At 65.6% G+C, this 16,334-nt stretch carries 11 protein-coding genes; 6 read left to right on the forward strand and 5 right to left on the reverse strand.

Translation table 11 applies throughout. The features are described 5' to 3' along the window. Positions 1–110 precede the first annotated feature (110 nt). The 3 genes from NKT35_RS00685 to NKT35_RS00695 are packed head-to-tail and all read left to right on the forward strand — an operon-like array spanning position 111 to position 7,869. Positions 111–3,797 carry a response regulator gene (locus tag NKT35_RS00685; protein WP_254297888.1) on the forward strand — a complete coding sequence of 1,229 codons (3,687 nt, stop codon included), beginning with the start codon at positions 111–113 and terminating at the stop codon, positions 3,795–3,797. Then, complete coding sequence (locus tag NKT35_RS00690; RefSeq protein WP_254297889.1) at positions 3,794–5,494, forward strand: chemotaxis protein CheB; 1,701 nt, start codon at positions 3,794–3,796, stop codon at positions 5,492–5,494. The genes NKT35_RS00685 and NKT35_RS00690 overlap by 4 nt, the downstream gene beginning before the upstream one ends. Then, positions 5,491–7,869: a response regulator gene (locus NKT35_RS00695; RefSeq protein WP_254297890.1), complete on the forward strand. Its 2,379-nt coding sequence runs from the start codon at positions 5,491–5,493 to the stop codon at positions 7,867–7,869. Before NKT35_RS00690 ends, NKT35_RS00695 begins: the two co-directional genes overlap by 4 nt. A 1-nt stretch (position 7,870) precedes the next feature. On the opposite strand, the gene NKT35_RS00700 is transcribed toward NKT35_RS00695, so the two are convergent. After that, the gene (locus NKT35_RS00700; RefSeq protein ID WP_254297891.1) at positions 7,871–8,434 is read right to left on the reverse strand and encodes a murein L,D-transpeptidase catalytic domain-containing protein; all 564 of its coding nucleotides are present in this window, start codon (positions 8,432–8,434) and stop codon (positions 7,871–7,873) included. A gap of 133 nt (positions 8,435–8,567) precedes the next feature. On the opposite strand from NKT35_RS00700, the gene NKT35_RS00705 reads away from it, so the two are divergent. After that, on the forward strand, positions 8,568–9,689 hold the full coding sequence (locus tag NKT35_RS00705; protein ID WP_254297892.1) for an MBL fold metallo-hydrolase: 1,122 nt from the start codon (positions 8,568–8,570) through the stop codon (positions 9,687–9,689). A gap of 175 nt (positions 9,690–9,864) precedes the next feature. After that, on the forward strand, positions 9,865–11,214 hold the full coding sequence (locus tag NKT35_RS00710) for a chitinase (RefSeq protein ID WP_305883456.1): 1,350 nt from the start codon (positions 9,865–9,867) through the stop codon (positions 11,212–11,214). Positions 11,215–11,279: 65 nt separating this feature from the next. On the opposite strand, the gene NKT35_RS00715 is transcribed toward NKT35_RS00710, so the two are convergent. From NKT35_RS00715 to aptA, 3 genes are all read right to left on the reverse strand, one after another. Next, positions 11,280–11,723 carry an SRPBCC family protein gene (locus NKT35_RS00715; protein ID WP_254297893.1) on the reverse strand — a complete coding sequence of 148 codons (444 nt, stop codon included), beginning with the start codon at positions 11,721–11,723 and terminating at the stop codon, positions 11,280–11,282. A gap of 406 nt (positions 11,724–12,129) precedes the next feature. Then, on the reverse strand, positions 12,130–13,623 hold the full coding sequence (locus NKT35_RS00720) for a CoA-acylating methylmalonate-semialdehyde dehydrogenase (RefSeq protein ID WP_254297894.1): 1,494 nt from the start codon (positions 13,621–13,623) through the stop codon (positions 12,130–12,132). A gap of 33 nt (positions 13,624–13,656) precedes the next feature. Then, positions 13,657–14,994, reverse strand: a complete 1,338-nt coding sequence (aptA, locus tag NKT35_RS00725; RefSeq protein WP_254297895.1) for an omega-aminotransferase AptA — start codon at positions 14,992–14,994, stop codon at positions 13,657–13,659. 100 nt (positions 14,995–15,094) lie between these two features. Between aptA and NKT35_RS00730 the strand changes: the two genes are divergently transcribed. Further along, positions 15,095–16,003 (forward strand): LysR family transcriptional regulator, encoded by a 909-nt coding sequence (locus NKT35_RS00730; protein ID WP_254297896.1) that lies wholly within the window; start codon positions 15,095–15,097, stop codon positions 16,001–16,003. On the opposite strand, the gene NKT35_RS00735 is transcribed toward NKT35_RS00730, so the two are convergent. Further along, positions 15,996–16,316, reverse strand: a complete 321-nt coding sequence (locus tag NKT35_RS00735) for a hypothetical protein (protein ID WP_254297897.1) — start codon at positions 16,314–16,316, stop codon at positions 15,996–15,998. The genes NKT35_RS00730 and NKT35_RS00735 overlap by 8 nt on opposite strands. Between the last annotated feature and the right edge of the window lie 18 nt (positions 16,317–16,334).

Here is a 16,334-nt window from a genome sequence, read left to right on the forward strand (position 1 = left end):
CGCCCCCATCGGCATTGCGGCTATCTCCAGTCTAGCCGGTTTTAATCGCTTCGCGAAAACACTGATTGTCTACACTGCAACATAAATCGAGACAGGATCGGGGCGGGTCTATGAAACTGACTGTGGGCAAGAACATGGCCTTGCTGGTGGCCACCGCGCTGCTGGGTCTCTCCATGCTGACGGCGCTGGAACAGTATCTGTTGGAGAAGGTTTACGACGGCGCCAATTACGCCAATATCAATGCCGTTCCCAGCCTCAAGGCGCTCGGCGATCTGCGCCGCGCCTTCCAGGAAGTCAGCATCCAGACCAGCCGGCTGGTTTACGCCGGCGACAAGAGCGAGCAGAACAAGGTAGAAACCAAGCTGGAGCGCGCCCGCGCCGACGTCAGCCAAGCGATACGCGCCTATGAAGTCGACGGCTGCGCCGGCGTCAGCTGCTTTGCCGATGAGACCGACCGCGCCGACCTGGAAAGGGAAAAACCGGTTTGGGCTCAATACCAGTCCAAGCTGGATCTGATGCTGGCCGTCATAGAAGACAAGGAGTCCAACCAAGCCAAGAGCCGGGACCTGGTGCTGGCCATGGATCCCATCTCGGATCAACTGCAAAAGCTGATCGACGAGCACGTCGATTACAATATGGTGATCGCCCGAAAGTTCTCCGACGAGGCGGCGCTCACCAAGCGCGGCGCCATCCAGCTGACGCTGATCATCAGCGCGGCCATGCTGCTGGCCATCGGCCTGCTGGGCTGGCTGACCAGCCGCTCCATACTCAGCCGGCTGGGCGGCGAGCCGACCGAGGCCGCCGACATCGCCTCCCGTCTGGCCGAAGGCGACCTCGACGTCAACATCCAACTGCGCGCCGGCGACGACAGCAGCCTGATGGCCCGCTTGCAGGAGTTGGTCGGCGCGCTGGACACGCTGGCCAGCCGCGCCTACGCCATAGGCCAGGGCGACCTGAGCCAGGAAGTGCGGCTGGCGTCGAACAAGGACAAGCTCGGCATCGCCATCAACGACATGATCAGAATGCTGCGCGGCGCCCGCGTCGAAGACGAGCGCCGCAATTGGCTGAAAGACGGTTACGGCCAGATTTCGGCGGCGCTGACCGGCGACCTCACCACCGAACAGCTGGCCGACGCCGCCATCGGCATGATAGGCCGCTACCTGGAAGCCGGCCGCGGCGTGTTCTATCTGTATCAAGACGCCGACAAATCGCTGCAGTTGATAGGCAGCTATATGTACACCGAACGCCAGCACATCGGCGCCCGCTTTTCGCTGGGCGAGGGCGCGGTGGGCCAGGTGGCGCGCGAGCGCAAACCCATCATTCTCGAAATCGGCAGCGGCGGCGGAGAGGAAGCCGCCCCCATCGTCACCGGCACCGCGCTGACCCTGCCGCGCTACACCTATACCTATCCCTTGCTGCACGAAAAGGAAATGGTGGGCGTGATCGAGCTGTCCAGCATGCAGCGCTTCGACGAGCGCAAACTGGAATTCCTGGCCAGCGTCAGCGGCATGCTGGCCTCCTTCCTGTTCGTGGCCGAGCAGCGCGTGCACATCCGCAAGCTGCTGTCGGCCAGCGAGGCGGCGGAAAAGGAAATGCGCCAGCAAAGCGAGCAGCTGCGCGAAAGCAATGCCCGCATGGAAGAGCAGCAGCAGCAATTGCAGCAACAATCGGAAGAACTGCAGCAAAGCAATGCCCAAATGGAAGAAGTGCAGCAGCAGCTGCGCCAGCAAACCGAGGAGCTGCAGCAGACCAACGCGCAGATGGAAGAATCGCAGCAGCAGCTGGAACAGCAGAACCAGGAATTGCAGGAGTCCCGCAAGCAGCAGGAAAACAAGGCGCAGGAACTGGAGCAGGCCAGCAAATACAAGTCGGAATTCCTGGCCAATATGTCGCACGAGCTGCGCACGCCGCTCAACTCCATCATTCTGCTGTCCAAGATGATGGTCAACGACGACCAGGGCAAGGTAGACGGCGAAGCGCTGAAATGGGCGCAGGTGATCCACCGTTCCGGCGAGGACCTGCTGCGGCTGATCAACGACGTGCTCGACCTGTCCAAAGTGGAGGCCGGCCGCATGGACGTGCACCTGGCCACCTTGAACAGCGCCGAACTCTGCACCGAGCTGCAAGGCATGTTCGAACATCTGGCAAGCGACAAGGGGCTGGACTTCATCATCGATGACCAGTTGCGCGCCGACTTTGTGACCGACCCGGACAAACTGTCGCAAATTTTGCGCAATCTGCTCACCAACGCCATCAAATTCACCCGCCAGGGCAGCGTCACGCTCTGCCTGGCGCGCCACGAAGACACGCCGCTGCCTATCAGCCTAACGGTGAAGGACACCGGCATCGGCATTCCCGAAGAAAAGCGCGGCATGATCTTCGAAGCCTTCCAGCAAGCCGACGGCTCCACCTCGCGCGAATTCGGCGGCACCGGCCTCGGCCTCACCATCAGCCAGCGCTTCGCCGAAATGCTGGGCGGGCTGATCGAACTGCGCAGCGCGCCCGGCCAGGGCAGCGAATTCATACTCTGGCTGCCCGACGCCCACGCCGCCGCCAACGGCGTCGAGCCGGCCAAGCATCACGCGCTGCCCGCCGCGCCGGCCGACGACCGCAACCAGCTGCATGCCGGCGACCGCATCATTCTGCTGATAGACGACGATCCGGTGTTCAGCCGCATGCTGCTGACGATGAACCGCCGGCTCGGCTATAAAACGCTGCTGGCGGCCAGCGGCGGCGAAGGCCTGGCCCTGGCCGGCCGCCACCGGCTGAGCGGCATTCTGCTAGACCTGAGCCTGCCCGATATGGACGGCACCCAGGTGCTGCACGAGATCAAGACCCGCCCCGAACTGGCGGGCATCCCGGTGTATATCGTTTCGGCGCGCGACCGCGACGAGGCCTTGCTGCATCAGGGTGCCATCGGCTTCCTGACCAAACCGGCCAGCGACCAGCGGCTGGCGGCGGCCGAAGCCGAGCTGATACGCGCGGTTGGCGGCAGCAGCGACGGCATCCTGGTGGTGGAGCGCGGCGGCATCCGCCACGAGGAGGTTTCCGAGCTGGTCGGCGCCGCCGGCGGCGCGGTGCAAGCCGCGCCTGCCGACGCCGACTGGCCCGCATGGCTGCAACAGCACCCCGCGCGGCTGGCCATCATCGATCTGGGCGAATCGCCCGCCGCCGACAGCCTGGCCACCGCCGCCGCGCTGCGCGCCGCCGCACCCGCCATCGCCCTGGTGTTCTTCGCCACGCAAACGCCCAGCGATGAAGACGAGGCGGCCTTGCGCGCCTACACCGACTGCGTGATCGTCAAAACGCCGCAGGCCGGCCAACGGCTGCTGGAAAATGTGGAGCGCTTCCTGCAAGACGTGCCCAGGCAGCAGGCGACGCAGCAGAACCCGCCGCCCGCCGCCGGCAGCAAGCTGCTGGAGGGCAAGCGCATCCTGGTGGTGGACGACGATCCGCGCAATCTGTTCGTGATCACGGCGGCCCTGGAGCGGCATGGGGCCGCCATCAGCAATGCGGTGAACGGCAAGCGGGCGCTGGAATACCTCGCCCGCGAGCGTCCCGACCTGGTGCTGATGGACATCATGATGCCGGAAATGGATGGCTATCAGACCATCGCCGAAATCCGCGCCCATCCCGACTGGGCCAGCCTGCCGGTGGTGGCCATCACTGCCAAGGCGCTGCCGACCGAGCGCGAGAAAATCCTCAACGCCGGCGCCGACGACTATCTGTCCAAGCCGGTGGATTACGACCTGCTGGTGGCCAAAGCCTCGCAATGGAGCGGAGGCCGCGGCCGATGAATGTTTCGGTGCAAAAGAAGGACGACATCCGCCGCGCCGTGATCCTGGGCGCCATGGACAAGCAGGAAGACCATGACGCCTTGCTGGCGCTGCTGGAGCAGACGCCGGAACAGGCGCTGGAGCTGTGTTTCTACGACGCCGACGCTTTGCCCGCCGACCTCCTGGCCGCGCTTTCCGCCAGGCTGGACCGCGGCGGCCGCCTGAAGATCCTGGCCTATCGTGCATTGCTGGCCCACACCCTGTCCCGGCTCGGCCTGCCGGCCCGGCAGGTCAGCCAGCAAGCCGCGCCGGCCGAGCCCCGCGCGCCGCTCCAGGCCATCGCGCTGGCCGGTTCGGCGCAAAGCCTGGAAAGCATACTGCGCATTGTGGAAAGCCTGCCGCTGGCCGACATCGCGGTCTTCGTCGCCCAGCATGTGCAGGAAAACCAGATCAATCTGCTGGATCAGCTGCTGCAGACTCGCACCGATTACCGGGTGGAAATGCCGCAGCATATGACGCGAATCGAAGCCGGCCGCCTGTATGTGGCGCCGCCAGGCCACCACATGAAGGCGGCGCACGGCTATGTCTACCTGACGCGCGACCGGCAAATCCAGTTCGCCCGCCCCTCCATCGACGCCCTGTTCCAATCCTTGGCCGGAGAATACGGCCCCAGCCTGCTGGCGGCGCTGCTATGCGGCTTCGGCAGCGACGGCGTGGACGGCTGCGCCGCCATCCGCGCCGCCGGCGGCTGCGTCATCGTGCAGGACGGCAGCGAATGCGCTCCGGCGCGGGTGATGCCGGACGCGGCCCGCGACGCCGGCCATTACTCGCTGGCGCTGAAACTGCCCGCCATCTGCAGCTTCGCCGCCGCCATGGCCGCAGGACCGGCCGCCAAGCCCGAGGGCGACTTGCTGGAGCTGTTTTTGTCCGCCCTGGCCAGCCACTACGGCTGGGACTTCCGGCATTATCAGCGCGACAGCCTGCAGCGCCGCGTCGTCAATCTGATGGGGCAATTCAATCTGCGCGTGTTCGCCGACTTCCAGCGCGCGGTGCTGACCGACACCTCCCAGTTCGAGAGGCTGGCCGCGGAACTGCCGGTTGGCGTGACCAGCTTTTTCCGCCACCCCCCTCAACTCAAGCTATTGCGCGAAGAGGTGCTGCCCTATCTGTCCAGCTTTCCGCTGATCAAGCTGTGGTCGGCCGGCTGCTCCAGCGGCGAGGAACCCTACTCCCTGGCCATCATGCTGGAAGAGCTGGCGCTGCTGGATCGCAGCCATGTATTCGCCACCGACCTCAACCCCTACCTGCTGGAACTGGGCGCCAGCAGCCTGTTCCCGCGCGACGCGCTGGCGCTCAATCGGCAAAACTATCTGGCCAGCGGCGGCGAGAGGCTGTTCGACGCCTATCTGACCGACAATGGCCGCTTTTTGCGGCTGGCCGACGCGCTGCGGCAGCGCATTCTGTTCTACCGCCACTCGCTGACCGACGAAGGCGTGTTCAATGAATTTCAGCTGATCGTCTGCCGCAATGTGCTGATCTATTTCGACGCCGAGCTGCAGCGCCAGGTGCTGCGCCGCTTCGCCCGCTCGCTGCACGCCGACGGCTTCCTGGTGCTGGGCCCGCAGGACGGCCTGCACCGGCAGGCGCTGGACTCGGGCTTCGAGCCCTATCGCCGCGGCAGCAGCGTCTATCGACTGGCCAGGAGCGCCGCGGCATGAGCGAGCTTTTTTCCATCTTGGTGGTGGACGACAACATCAATAACCGCGTCACGCTGCGCGCGCTGCTGTCGCGGCTGCCGGACTGCGAGGTCATCGAGGCCGCCTCCGGCGAGGACGCGCTGATGTCGACGCTGGAAAACGATATCCACCTGATTCTGCTGGATGTGCAGATGCCCGGCATGGACGGTTTTGAAACCGCCGGCCATCTGCAGATGACGGAGCGGACCCGCAACATTCCCATCGTCTTCGTCACCGCCATTTTCAAGGCCGAAGAATTTTTCAGCCGCGGCTATGGCCTGGGCGCGGTGGACTATCTGACCAAACCGCTGGACGACAGCCTCTTGCTCAACCGCGTGCGGCTGTACCAGAAGCTGCACCAGCGCGAACAGGCGCTGCGGCTGCGCGGCCAGGAATTGGAAAGCGCCAATAAACAGCTGAGCGCCCAAACCGAGCATCTGCTGGCCGCGCGCGACGCCGCCGAAGCGGCCAACCGCGCCAAGAGCGAGTTCCTGGCGGTGATGAGCCATGAAATCCGCACGCCGCTCAACGGCGTGATCGGCATGACCGACCTGCTGCTGAAAACCCGGCTGGACGAGCAGCAGCGTCATTACGTCAATGTGGTGCGCCGTTCCGGCGAGAACCTGCTGGCCATCATCAGCGACATCCTGGACTTTTCCAAGATCGAAGCCGGCAAGTTCGAACTCGACAAGCACCCCTTCTGCCTGAACACGCTGATCGAGGAAGTCGTGGAGAGGCTGTCCCCGGTGGCTTTCGGCAAGGGGCTGGAAATCCTGTGCGCCCTGCCGGCAAGGCTGATCGAGGTCGTCGGCGACGGCAAGCGCCTGGGGCAAGTCATCACCAATCTGATAGGCAATGCGGTCAAGTTCACCGAGCGCGGGCAGGTGTTGATCCGCCTGCGCCTGGAAAACGAGTCGGAGGCGGAGCTCGCCTTCCACGTCAGCGTCCGCGATACCGGGATCGGCATCACGCCGGAGCAGCAGGCGCGCCTGTTTCGGCCCTTTAGCCAGGCCGACAGCTCCACTACCCGGCGCTTTGGCGGCACCGGACTGGGCCTGGCCATCTCGCAGCGGCTGCTGGGCATGATGAACGGCCGGATAGAGCTGCACAGCGAGGCCGACAAGGGCTCGGAATTCCACTTCACGCTGAGCCTGCCCCGCGCGCCTCGCCAGTCCCCGCCGCCCGCGGCCGCCGACCTCAGCCATATCCGCGCGCTGGTCGTGGACGACAACCCCACCAATCTGGAAATCCTGCAGCACCAGCTGGCCTCCTGGCATTGCCAGGTGCGCGCGGCGAATGACGCGGCCCAGGCGCTGAAATTGCTGGACGAGCAAAGCGGCGACCCATTCAATCTGATCCTCACCGACATGATGATGCCGGACACCGATGGGCTGATGCTGCTTCAGCAAGTCCATGAACGCCTGGGAGAGCGCGCGCCGCCGGCCATACTGCTCAGCTCCGCCGCCGATGACTTCCTGCAGGTCAACCGCGCCATGCAGCTGGCCAAGCAAGTGCTGTCCAAGCCGGTGCGCCGCTCAGAATTGCTCAATGCGCTGCTCAGGCTGGAGGCGGAAGGGCCGGCGGCATCCGAGGAAGCTACGCCCCGATGCGTCCGGCTGCGCGGCCACGTGCTGCTGGTTGAGGACAATATGGTCAATCAGGAGCTGGCCGGCGCCATGCTGACCAATCTGGGCTGCACCTTCACGCTGGCGCGCAATGGCGAGCTGGCGCTGGCGGCGCTGGCGGAAAGCCCTTACGACCTGGCGCTGATGGATTGCGAAATGCCGGTGCTGGACGGCTGGCAGACCACGGCCGCCATCCGGGCCGGCGAAAACGGCCAAACCAGCCGCCTGACCATCGTCGCGCTGACGGCCAACGCCGGCGTGGGCGAAAGGGAGCGCTGCCTGGATGCCGGCATGGACGACTATTTGAGCAAACCGTTCAACCAGCAGCAGTTAGCCGAAGCGCTGTCGCGCTGGTTGCCGCTGGATCTGGAATGCATCCATCAAGAGGAAGCGGAAACGCTCTGGCTGGACCCGGCCACCCACAACGCCATTCATGCCATCCGCTCCGACCTGCTTGAAAAGATGCTGGCCGCCTGGCTGCAGGAGAGCCCGGCCATGCTGGCCGGCATCCGCCAGGCTATCGCCGCCGACGACGGCCCGGCCTTGTTCCGGCAGGCCCACGCGCTAAAGAACAGCTCGGCCAGCATAGGCGCGCTGCCGCTGTCCTCGCTATGCCAGACCTTGGAAAAACTGGGCAAGAACGCCGACATCGCCGACGCCGCCAAATTGCAGGACCAATTGGACCACGCCTTCTACCACACCATGGAAGCGTTGAAGCAGCTGAGTCCCTGACTCAGGCGCGCTTGGCGATGCAATGCAAGTAGGAGCCGCCATGCAGCATATTGATCAGTCCGCGCGCGAACTGCGGGTCCACCGCCAAGCTGCCGTCCGAGCGGCCCAGGATGCCGTTGTCGTTCAAAAAGGTCCGCGAAGCGAATGCCGCGCCATGCATCACCAGATTGCGCGCGCGCATATTCGCGTTGCCGGGCTGCAAGCCATCCAGCCGCAATGACACGCCCTCCGGCCCGTCGAACATCTCCGCCGCCCGGCATACCCCCAGGCAGGAGGCATTGGACGCAGGATCGTTGGAAAAGTCCGAGGCCATGGCCAGGTTGGCGTTCCGCTCCCGTCCCGCGCCATGCGCCACCAGGAAGCGCTGCACGCCGCACTCCAGGGTATCGAAGACGAATAAGCGCTCCTCGCTGGACGGCAGGCTGAAATCGACCACCGCCCAGTAAAGCAGACTGGCGCGGGGGTGCAGGGCTCTTTGCACCGCGACCATGTCCCGCACCGAGAAAGCCGGCAAGCCGGCCTGTTCCGCCAAGCTCAGCAAGACTTCTTCCACATCCTGGTCCATGCGCCCTCCTCGCATCCGGTTTCGCCCAAACACGACATCCAAACAGTATAGGCAATGCGCGCTCGTCCATTCCGGCTCGACACTCCGGCCGGCGCTGGCTACATTGGCAGCTAAAGCGGCCGAGGAGGCGAAGATGAAGGCATTGGGCAAGAAATCGAAGGGCATCCGCTTGGAGCGGATGCAAAACTCGCCGCGCTGGAACGGCAGCGGCTTCGCCAACACCCAGCCCACCGGCCCCGGCCGCCGCGATCCCGGCGCGGCCATGCCCTCGCTGCGCGACTTCCTGTGCGGCGGCGAGCGGCGCGTTCCCGCCGGCCCCCTCCCCACGCATGACCCGCGCCACGACTGGCGCAAACCGCCGGAGTCCGGCCTGCGCGCCACCTGGCTGGGCCACTCCAGCGTATTGATCGAGATCGACGGCCTGCGGCTGCTGACCGATCCGGTCTGGGGCAGCCGCGCCTCGCCCACCCGCCTGGCCGGCCCCAAGCGCTTCCAGCCGTCTCCGGTCAAGCTGAAGGAGCTGCCGCCGCTGGATGCGATCCTGGTCTCGCACGACCATTACGACCATCTGGACTACCCCACCATCCGCGTTCTGGCCCAGACCGGCGCGCCCTTCGTCACCTCGCTGGGCGTCGGCGCGCATCTGGAAGCCTTCGGCGTGCCGCCCGAGCGCATCATCGAACTGGACTGGTGGGAGAGCTACCGGCATCCCGGCTCGGAACTCACCGTCACCGCCACGCCCTCGCAGCATTTCTCCGGCCGCGGCCTGAAAGACCGCAACGCCACGCTGTGGTCCTCGCTATCCATCCGCACGCCCAGGCATTCGGTGTTCTTCAGCGGCGATACCGGCCTGACCCGCCAATTCGAGGAGATACGCGAGCGGATGGGCCCATTCGATCTGGTGATGCTGGAAATAGGCGCTTACCACCCGGCCTGGGGCGACATCCACCTGGGGCCGGCCAATGCGCTGGAAGCGCTGGACATGCTGGGCGGCGGCGCGTTTCTACCGGTGCACTGGGGCACGTTCAACCTGGCGATGCACGCCTGGGACGAGCCGGCGGAAACGCTGCTGGCGCTGTCCGAACGGCGCGATGTCCGGCTGCTGATGCCGCGCCAAGGCCAGCCGCAGGAGCCCGCGCGCGCAGACAAGACCGAAACCTGGTGGCGCGCCGTCGATACCCTGAACCAGCCGGCCCCGCTGGAACCCGAGGCGTTGGAAACCCAAGCCAAAACCCTGCCCTGGCCGCTGGATTGACATGCCGCGCCCTCGCCCCCAAACGCGCCTCGCACCGAGGCGCGTTTGTCATTACCGTCATTGAGTTTTCACTCCAAGCGAGTATATTAAGCAAGGCTGAAAAATATCAGCAGTTTTATAAACAAAATAAAACATATCGCCGCCGCGGCGGCGTATTGCTTAAGGTATCGATCAGATGAAACCCTTCATCGCCCTCTCCGCGCTGGCTGCCGCATTGACCGGCCTCGCCAGCCCCATCGCCCATGCCGGCGTGTTCGCCCCCTATGTGGATGTCACGCTGTGGCCGACGCCGCAGATCGACAAGATAGGCGTCAACCAGGGCATCCAGCAGTTCACCCTGGCCTTCGTCACCGCCCAGAACGGTTGCAACCCGTCTTGGGGCGGCGTGATGCCGATTCCCGGCAACGCCGCCGACACCCAGATGGCGGCCATCGCCTCCGGCATAGCCAATTTCCGCGCCAAAGGCGGCGAGGTGATGGTGTCCTTCGGCGGCGCCAACGGCCTGCCGCTGCAGCAGGCCTGCTCCACTCCCGCCGCGCTGCAGGCGGCTTACCAAAAGGTGCTGGACGCCTACCAGCTCAACCGCATCGACTTCGACATCGAAGGCACCGCCCAGACCGACGCCGCGGCCAATCAGCGCAACTTCGCCGCCGTGGCGGCGCTGCAGAAAAGCTACCAGGCCAAGGGCAAGACGCTGCATGTATCGCTGACCCTGCCGGTGATGCCCTACGGCCTGACCCAGGACGGGCTCAATGTGCTGAACGCGGCGCTGAAAAGCGGAACCACGCTCGACACCGTCAATGTGATGGCGATGGACTACGGCCAGCGCAACAGCGATATGGGCGCGGCGGCCAAGCAGGCGGCCCAGGCTCTGTACGGCCAGCTGGATGCGGCTTACAAGGCCCGCGGCCAGACGCTCTCCGCCGCCCAGCTGTGGACCAAGATAGGCGTCACGCCCATGGTCGGCCTCAACGACACTCGGCCGGAAACCTTCACCCTGGCCAATGCCGCCAGCCTGTCCGCCTTCGCCTCCGGCAACGGCCTGGGCACGCTGTCCATGTGGTCCATCAGCCGCGATCAGGCCTGCCCCGGCAATGCCGCCACCGTCGGCCCCGCTTGCTCCGGCATCAGCCAAACCGCCTACGCCTTCAGCAATGCCTTCAAGACCGCCGCCAAAAACCATTGGGGCAGCGGCGTGACCCAAGATCCGAGCTACGGCGGCGGTAGTTCCGGCAATGGCGGCCCGGTCAATGGCCAAGCCTGGTCGGCCAGCCAGATCTACCTGTCCGGCAACCTGGTCAGCTACGCCGGCGCGACATGGAAAGCGCAATGGTGGACCCAGGGCGACACGCCGGGCCAGGCCGCGGTCTGGCAGCAGCAAGGCGGCGCGCAGCAGAACTGGTCCGCCGGCACCGTCTACAACGGCGGCGCCTGCGCGCTGTACCAGGGCAAGAAGTACTGCGCCAAATGGTGGAGCCAGGGCAATGTGCCCAGCGCCGGCGACCCTTGGGCGCCAGCCAACTAAGGGAATGCCTGACTAAACGCCAAGGCCGGGTTGCCCCGGCCTTTTGCTTTTCAACAGCCCTTGGATCACGCGCCGGCATCGGCCTCCACCAGCCTGGCCAGCTGGTTCAGCGATTGCTGCCAGCCTAGATAACAGTTTTCCGGCGGAATCGCGTCGGGAATGCCTTCCTGAGTAATCGACACATCCACGCCGCAGTCCAGCGCCTGCAAGACAATGGTAGTCATCATCTCGCCCGGCAAGCCGGCGTCTTCAAAACGGTCGCTGTAGCGAATGCGCGCAGCCGTTTCCAGCTCCAGGTATCGCCCGCCAAAAGCATGGACCTGCCCGCTGGCGAAAGCGAGAAACTCCATTTTATAGCCGCCGCCGACGCGGGCATCATGCTCCAGCACCCGGCAGACGAAACCTTCGGGCGGCAGCCATTTGGCCAGCGCCAGCGGATCGAGAAAGGCGCGGTAGACGCGCTCCGGCTGCGCGCGCAGCACGCGGTGCAGGCGTATCGTATTCGGCATGGCGGCTCCTAAATCATGACATTGGGAATTGCAGCATAGCGCATGCTCGGCAAACCGCCCCCTCTCCCCCGGCCCCTCTCCCACAAGGGGAGAGGGGGGAATGTCGACAGGGTTGCCCACCGATCCCGAACCGACTCATCGCCAAAACCATATCCCCGCAAACGCTAGGCCATGGCGCGGATTACGCCAACCGCCAGCCCCGTAGCGCGGCTTGGCCGAAGGTCATACCCGCTAGCGATGCCGGTGCGATTAAACGGGCCGCGGTATGGCCATGGCCACCCGTGCTACGGGGTTGAAACAAGGCTTGCGCCCAGCCCAGGTCGGTTTGCGCCATGTTTTTGCCGCAGGGAAGCCCCTCTCCCCTGGCGGGAGAGGGGTTGGGGAGAGGGGAAAAGCCTAGGCCATGCTACAAGCTGGGGAAGGCGAACTGCGAGGCCTCGTGGCTGGCGCGCTGCGGCCAGCGCTGGGTTATCGCCTTGCGCCGGGTGTAGAAACGCACGCCGTCCGGGCCGTAGGCGTGCAAGTCGCCGAACAAGGACCGCTTCCAGCCGCCGAAGCTGTGGTAGGCCACCGGCACCGGCAGCGGCACGTTGATGCCCACCATGCCCACTTCCACCGTGTCGGCGAACAGACGCGCCGCCTCGCCATCGCGAGTGAAGATGCAGGTGCCGTTGCCGTATTCGTGGGCGTTGATCAGCGCGATGGCCTCTTCCAGGCTGTTCACGCGCACCACGCACAACACCGGGCCGAAGATTTCTTCCTGGTAGATGCGCATCTGCGGCGTCACCCGGTCGAACAGGCAGCCGCCGAGGAAGAAGCCGCCCTCATGGCCCGGCACCTGGATGCCGCGGCCATCGACCACCAGCGCCGCGCCGGCCGCCACGCCGTCGGCGATGTAGCCGCTCACCTTGTCCAGATGGGCGCGCGTCACCAGCGGGCCCATGTCCAGGCCCGGCGAGGTGCCCGGCCCCACTTTCAAGGCTTGGATCTGCGGCGTGAGCTTGGCGATCAGCGCGTCGGCGGCTTGGTCGCCGACGCAGACAGCAACCGATATCGCCATGCAGCGTTCGCCGCAGGAGCCGTAGGCCGCGCCCATCAGGGCGCTGACGGTGTTGTCGAGATCGGCGTCCGGCAGCACCACCGCGTGGTTCTTGGCGCCGCCCAGGGCCTGCACCCGTTTGCCGCGGCGGCTGCCCTCGGCGTAGATGTATTCGGCGATCGGCGTGGAGCCGACGAAGCTGACGGCCTTGACCTCCGGCGCGGCCAACAGCGCGTCCACCGCTTCCTTGTCGCCATGCACCACATTGAGCACGCCCTTGGGCAAGCCGGCCTCGTGCAGCAGGCGGGCGATCAGCAGCGTGGAGCAGGGATCGCGCTCCGACGGCTTCAGCACAAAGGTATTGCCGCAGGCGATGGCCAGCGGATACATCCACAGCGGCACCATGGCCGGGAAGTTGAACGGGGTGATGCCGGCCACCACGCCCAGCGGCTGGAAATCGCTCCAGGCGTCGATATTGGGGCCGGCGTTGCGGCTGTACTCGCCCTTCAGCAGCTCCGGCGCGGCGCAGGCGTATTCGACGTTCTCGATGCCGCGCTTCAGCTCGCCGGCGGCGTCTTCCAGGGTCTTGCCGTGCTCGCGGCTGATCAGCGGCACGATCTCGGTCTCATGCTGCTCCAGCAGCTGCTTGAAGCGGAACAGCACCTGCGCCCGCTTGGCTGGCGGCGTGTCGCGCCAGGCCGGAAACGCCGCCTGGGCGGCCGCCACCGCCTGCGCCACGGTGGTGGCGTCGGCCAGTTGCACCTCGGCGATGGCTACGCCAGTGGAGGGGTTGAATACCAGCGCGCGGCGGCTGCCGCCGTCGCAGGCTTCGCCGTGGATCAGGTGTTGCACAATCGTCATTTCAGCTTCTCTTTATCTCAATGGGAAATCGCTTCAGGCCAGCTTGGCCAGCGTCTCGCCGACGGCGTCGAACAGGCTGTCCAGCTCCTGCGGCGTGGTGGTGAACGGCGGGCCGAACTGCAGCGCGTCGCCGCCGTAGCGGACGTAGAAGCCCTTGCGCCACAGCGCCATCGCCGCCTCGTACGGCCGCACGATGGCGTCGCCGCCGCGCGGCGCGATCTGCACCGCGCCGGCCAGGCCGCAATTGCGGATGTCGACAACATGCGGCAAGCCTTTCAGGCCGTGGATGCCGCGCTCGAAATGCGGCGCCAGCTCGGCGGCCCTGGCCACCAGGTTCTCGTTCTCCAGCACGTCCAGCGCCGCCAATGCCGCCGCGCAGGCCACCGGATGGGCGGAATAGGTGTAGCCGTGGGCGAACTCCACCGCGTACTCCGGCGTGCTTTGCGCCATAAAGGCCTCGTAGATTTCGCTGCTGGCGATGACCGCGCCCATAGGCAGCGCGCCGTTGGTCAGCTGCTTGGCCACGTTCATGATGTCCGGCGTCACGCCGAAGTAATCCGCGCCGAACATGGCGCCGGTACGGCCGAAGCCGGTGATCACCTCGTCGAAGATCAGCAGGATGCCGTGCTGGCTGCAAATCTCCCGCAGCCGTTGCAGATAGCCCTTCGGTGGCACGATGACGCCGGCCGAGCCTGCCATCGGCTCCACGATCACCGCGGCGATATTGGAGGCGTCGTGCAGCTCGATCAGCCGCAGCAGATCGTCCGCCAACTCCGCGCCCTGCTCCGGCAGGCCGCGGCTGAAAGCGTTGGCCGGCAGCAGCGTGTGCGGCAGGTGGTCGACGTCCATCAAGGGGCCGAACAGCTTGCGGTTGCCGTTGATGCCGCCCAGGCTGGTGCCGGCGACGTTGACGCCGTGGTAGCCGCGCGCCCGGCCGATCAGCTTGGTCTTGGACGCCTGCCCCTTCAGCCGCCAGTAGGCACGCGCCATCTTCACCGCGGTGTCGGCGCATTCGGAACCGGAGTTGGTAAAGAACACGTGGTTCAGCTCGCCCGGCGCCATCGCCGCCAGCCGCTCGGCCAGCCAGAACGACAGGGGGTGGCCAAACTGGAAGCCGGGCGAGTAATCCAGCGTCGACAGCTGGCGGTAGGCCGCCTCGGCGATCTCCTTGCGGCTGTGGCCGGCGCCGCAACACCACAGGCCGGACAGGCTGTCGAAGATGCGGCGGCCGTCGGCGTCGATCAGATAATTGCCTTCGCCGGCGACGATCAGCCGCGGATCGCGCTGGAAATTGCGGTTGGCGCTGAACGGCATCCAGTGCGCGCGCAGGTTTAAATGGTCGAATTCGGAACGGGTGGTGAGCGGGTTCATGTCGGGCGCCTGTGTGCGGAGATATGGACACAGCATGCCGCGGACATTGCGTGAGTTAAATGCTATCTTTCTTATGTTCAGATAAATAAGAACTCAACTTATGAAACCCGCGCTGGGACAAGTCAGCGATTTCGATATCCGGCTGCTGCGGCTGTTCCGCGCGGTGGCCGAGTGCGGCGGCTTTTCCGCCGCCGAGGGCGTGCTGGGCATCAGCCGCTCCGCCATCAGCCTGCAGATGGGCGATCTGGAAAAGCGCCTCGGCATCCGGCTGTGCCAGCGCGGCCGCGCCGGCTTCGCGCTGACAGACGAAGGCCGCGAGGTGCTGCGCGCCAGCCACACGCTGCTGGCGGCGCTGGAAGATTTCCGCGGCGAGGTGAACCTGCTGCACCGCCAGCTGCGCGGCGAGTTGAACATCGGCATCGTCAACAATCTGGTCACGCTGCCCAGGATGCGCGTCACCGGCGCGCTCAAAGCGTTGAGCGAGCAAGGCCCGGAAGTGAAGATCTCCATCGGCATGATGACGCCCAGCGACATCGAAACCGGCCTGCTGGACGGCCAGCTGCACGCCGGCGTGGTGCCGCTGATCCAGCCTTTGTCCGGGCTGGATTACCTGCCGCTATACGACGAGCGCTCGCAGCTGTATTGCAGCCGCGAGCATCCGCTGTTCAGCCGCCCGGACCACGCCCTGAGCGAAGTGGACCTCGCCGCCGCCAACGCCGTTGCGCCCGGCTACCGGCTGCCGCCGCAAGCTCAGGCCTTGCAGCAGCGGCTTAGCCCCGCCGCCACCGCCTCCGACCGCGAAGGCATCGCCTTTCTGATTCTCAGCGGCCGCTACATCGGCTACCTGCCGGACCACTTCGCCGCCGCCTGGGTAGCCCAGGGCCAGATGCGGCCGCTGCTGCCGGATGTCTGCTTCTACGACGCGCCGCTGGCGATGGCGGTGCGCAAGGGGCGGCGCGCCAATCTGGTGCTGGAAAGATTTTTGCAGGAGCTGGAGCGGACTAACTGAGCCAGCCTCGCGCAGAGAGGGTGTCGTTGATCCGCTCCACCAAGAGCGCGAGATCGCCTTTATCGAACTCCACGCCAGATAGCGCATGGCATTCGCCACCTCGGCTTTCCACCACCAGCCACCACCCCAATGGAAACAGGCCAAACAGGCGGCGCCCCCTGATCATGCGCACCGACGCGATCTCTTCCAGCCGCACGCGCCACAAGTAGACATCGTTTCGCCGCGCCGATAAGCCCTGGGCATTGAACACAATCAGCACAGGCTGGATCTTGCGATCCAGCACCCTGCCCCGGAGGCTTATTTCGGGAATCATACGCGCCCTCCGCAGCCA

The sequence above is a fragment of the Chromobacterium sp. IIBBL 290-4 genome (assembly GCF_024207115.1).
In the GTDB taxonomy this organism is placed as follows: Bacteria; Pseudomonadota; Gammaproteobacteria; order Burkholderiales; family Chromobacteriaceae; genus Chromobacterium.

What these genes read in the sequence shown, in the direction of transcription:
- NKT35_RS00685 (WP_254297888.1), top strand. Translation starts at nt 111, where the DNA reads ATGAAACTGACTGTGGGCAAGAACATGGCCTTGCTGGTGGCCACCGCG.
- NKT35_RS00690 (WP_254297889.1), top strand. Translation starts at nt 3,794, where the DNA reads ATGAATGTTTCGGTGCAAAAGAAGGACGACATCCGCCGCGCCGTGATC.
- NKT35_RS00695 (WP_254297890.1), top strand. Translation starts at nt 5,491, where the DNA reads ATGAGCGAGCTTTTTTCCATCTTGGTGGTGGACGACAACATCAATAAC.
- NKT35_RS00700 (WP_254297891.1), bottom strand. Translation starts at nt 8,434, where the DNA reads ATGGACCAGGATGTGGAAGAAGTCTTGCTGAGCTTGGCGGAACAGGCC.
- NKT35_RS00705 (WP_254297892.1), top strand. Translation starts at nt 8,568, where the DNA reads ATGAAGGCATTGGGCAAGAAATCGAAGGGCATCCGCTTGGAGCGGATG.
- NKT35_RS00710 (WP_305883456.1), top strand. Translation starts at nt 9,865, where the DNA reads ATGAAACCCTTCATCGCCCTCTCCGCGCTGGCTGCCGCATTGACCGGC.
- NKT35_RS00715 (WP_254297893.1), bottom strand. Translation starts at nt 11,723, where the DNA reads ATGCCGAATACGATACGCCTGCACCGCGTGCTGCGCGCGCAGCCGGAG.
- NKT35_RS00720 (WP_254297894.1), bottom strand. Translation starts at nt 13,623, where the DNA reads ATGACGATTGTGCAACACCTGATCCACGGCGAAGCCTGCGACGGCGGC.
- aptA (WP_254297895.1), bottom strand. Translation starts at nt 14,994, where the DNA reads ATGAACCCGCTCACCACCCGTTCCGAATTCGACCATTTAAACCTGCGC.
- NKT35_RS00730 (WP_254297896.1), top strand. Translation starts at nt 15,095, where the DNA reads ATGAAACCCGCGCTGGGACAAGTCAGCGATTTCGATATCCGGCTGCTG.
- NKT35_RS00735 (WP_254297897.1), bottom strand. Translation starts at nt 16,316, where the DNA reads ATGATTCCCGAAATAAGCCTCCGGGGCAGGGTGCTGGATCGCAAGATC.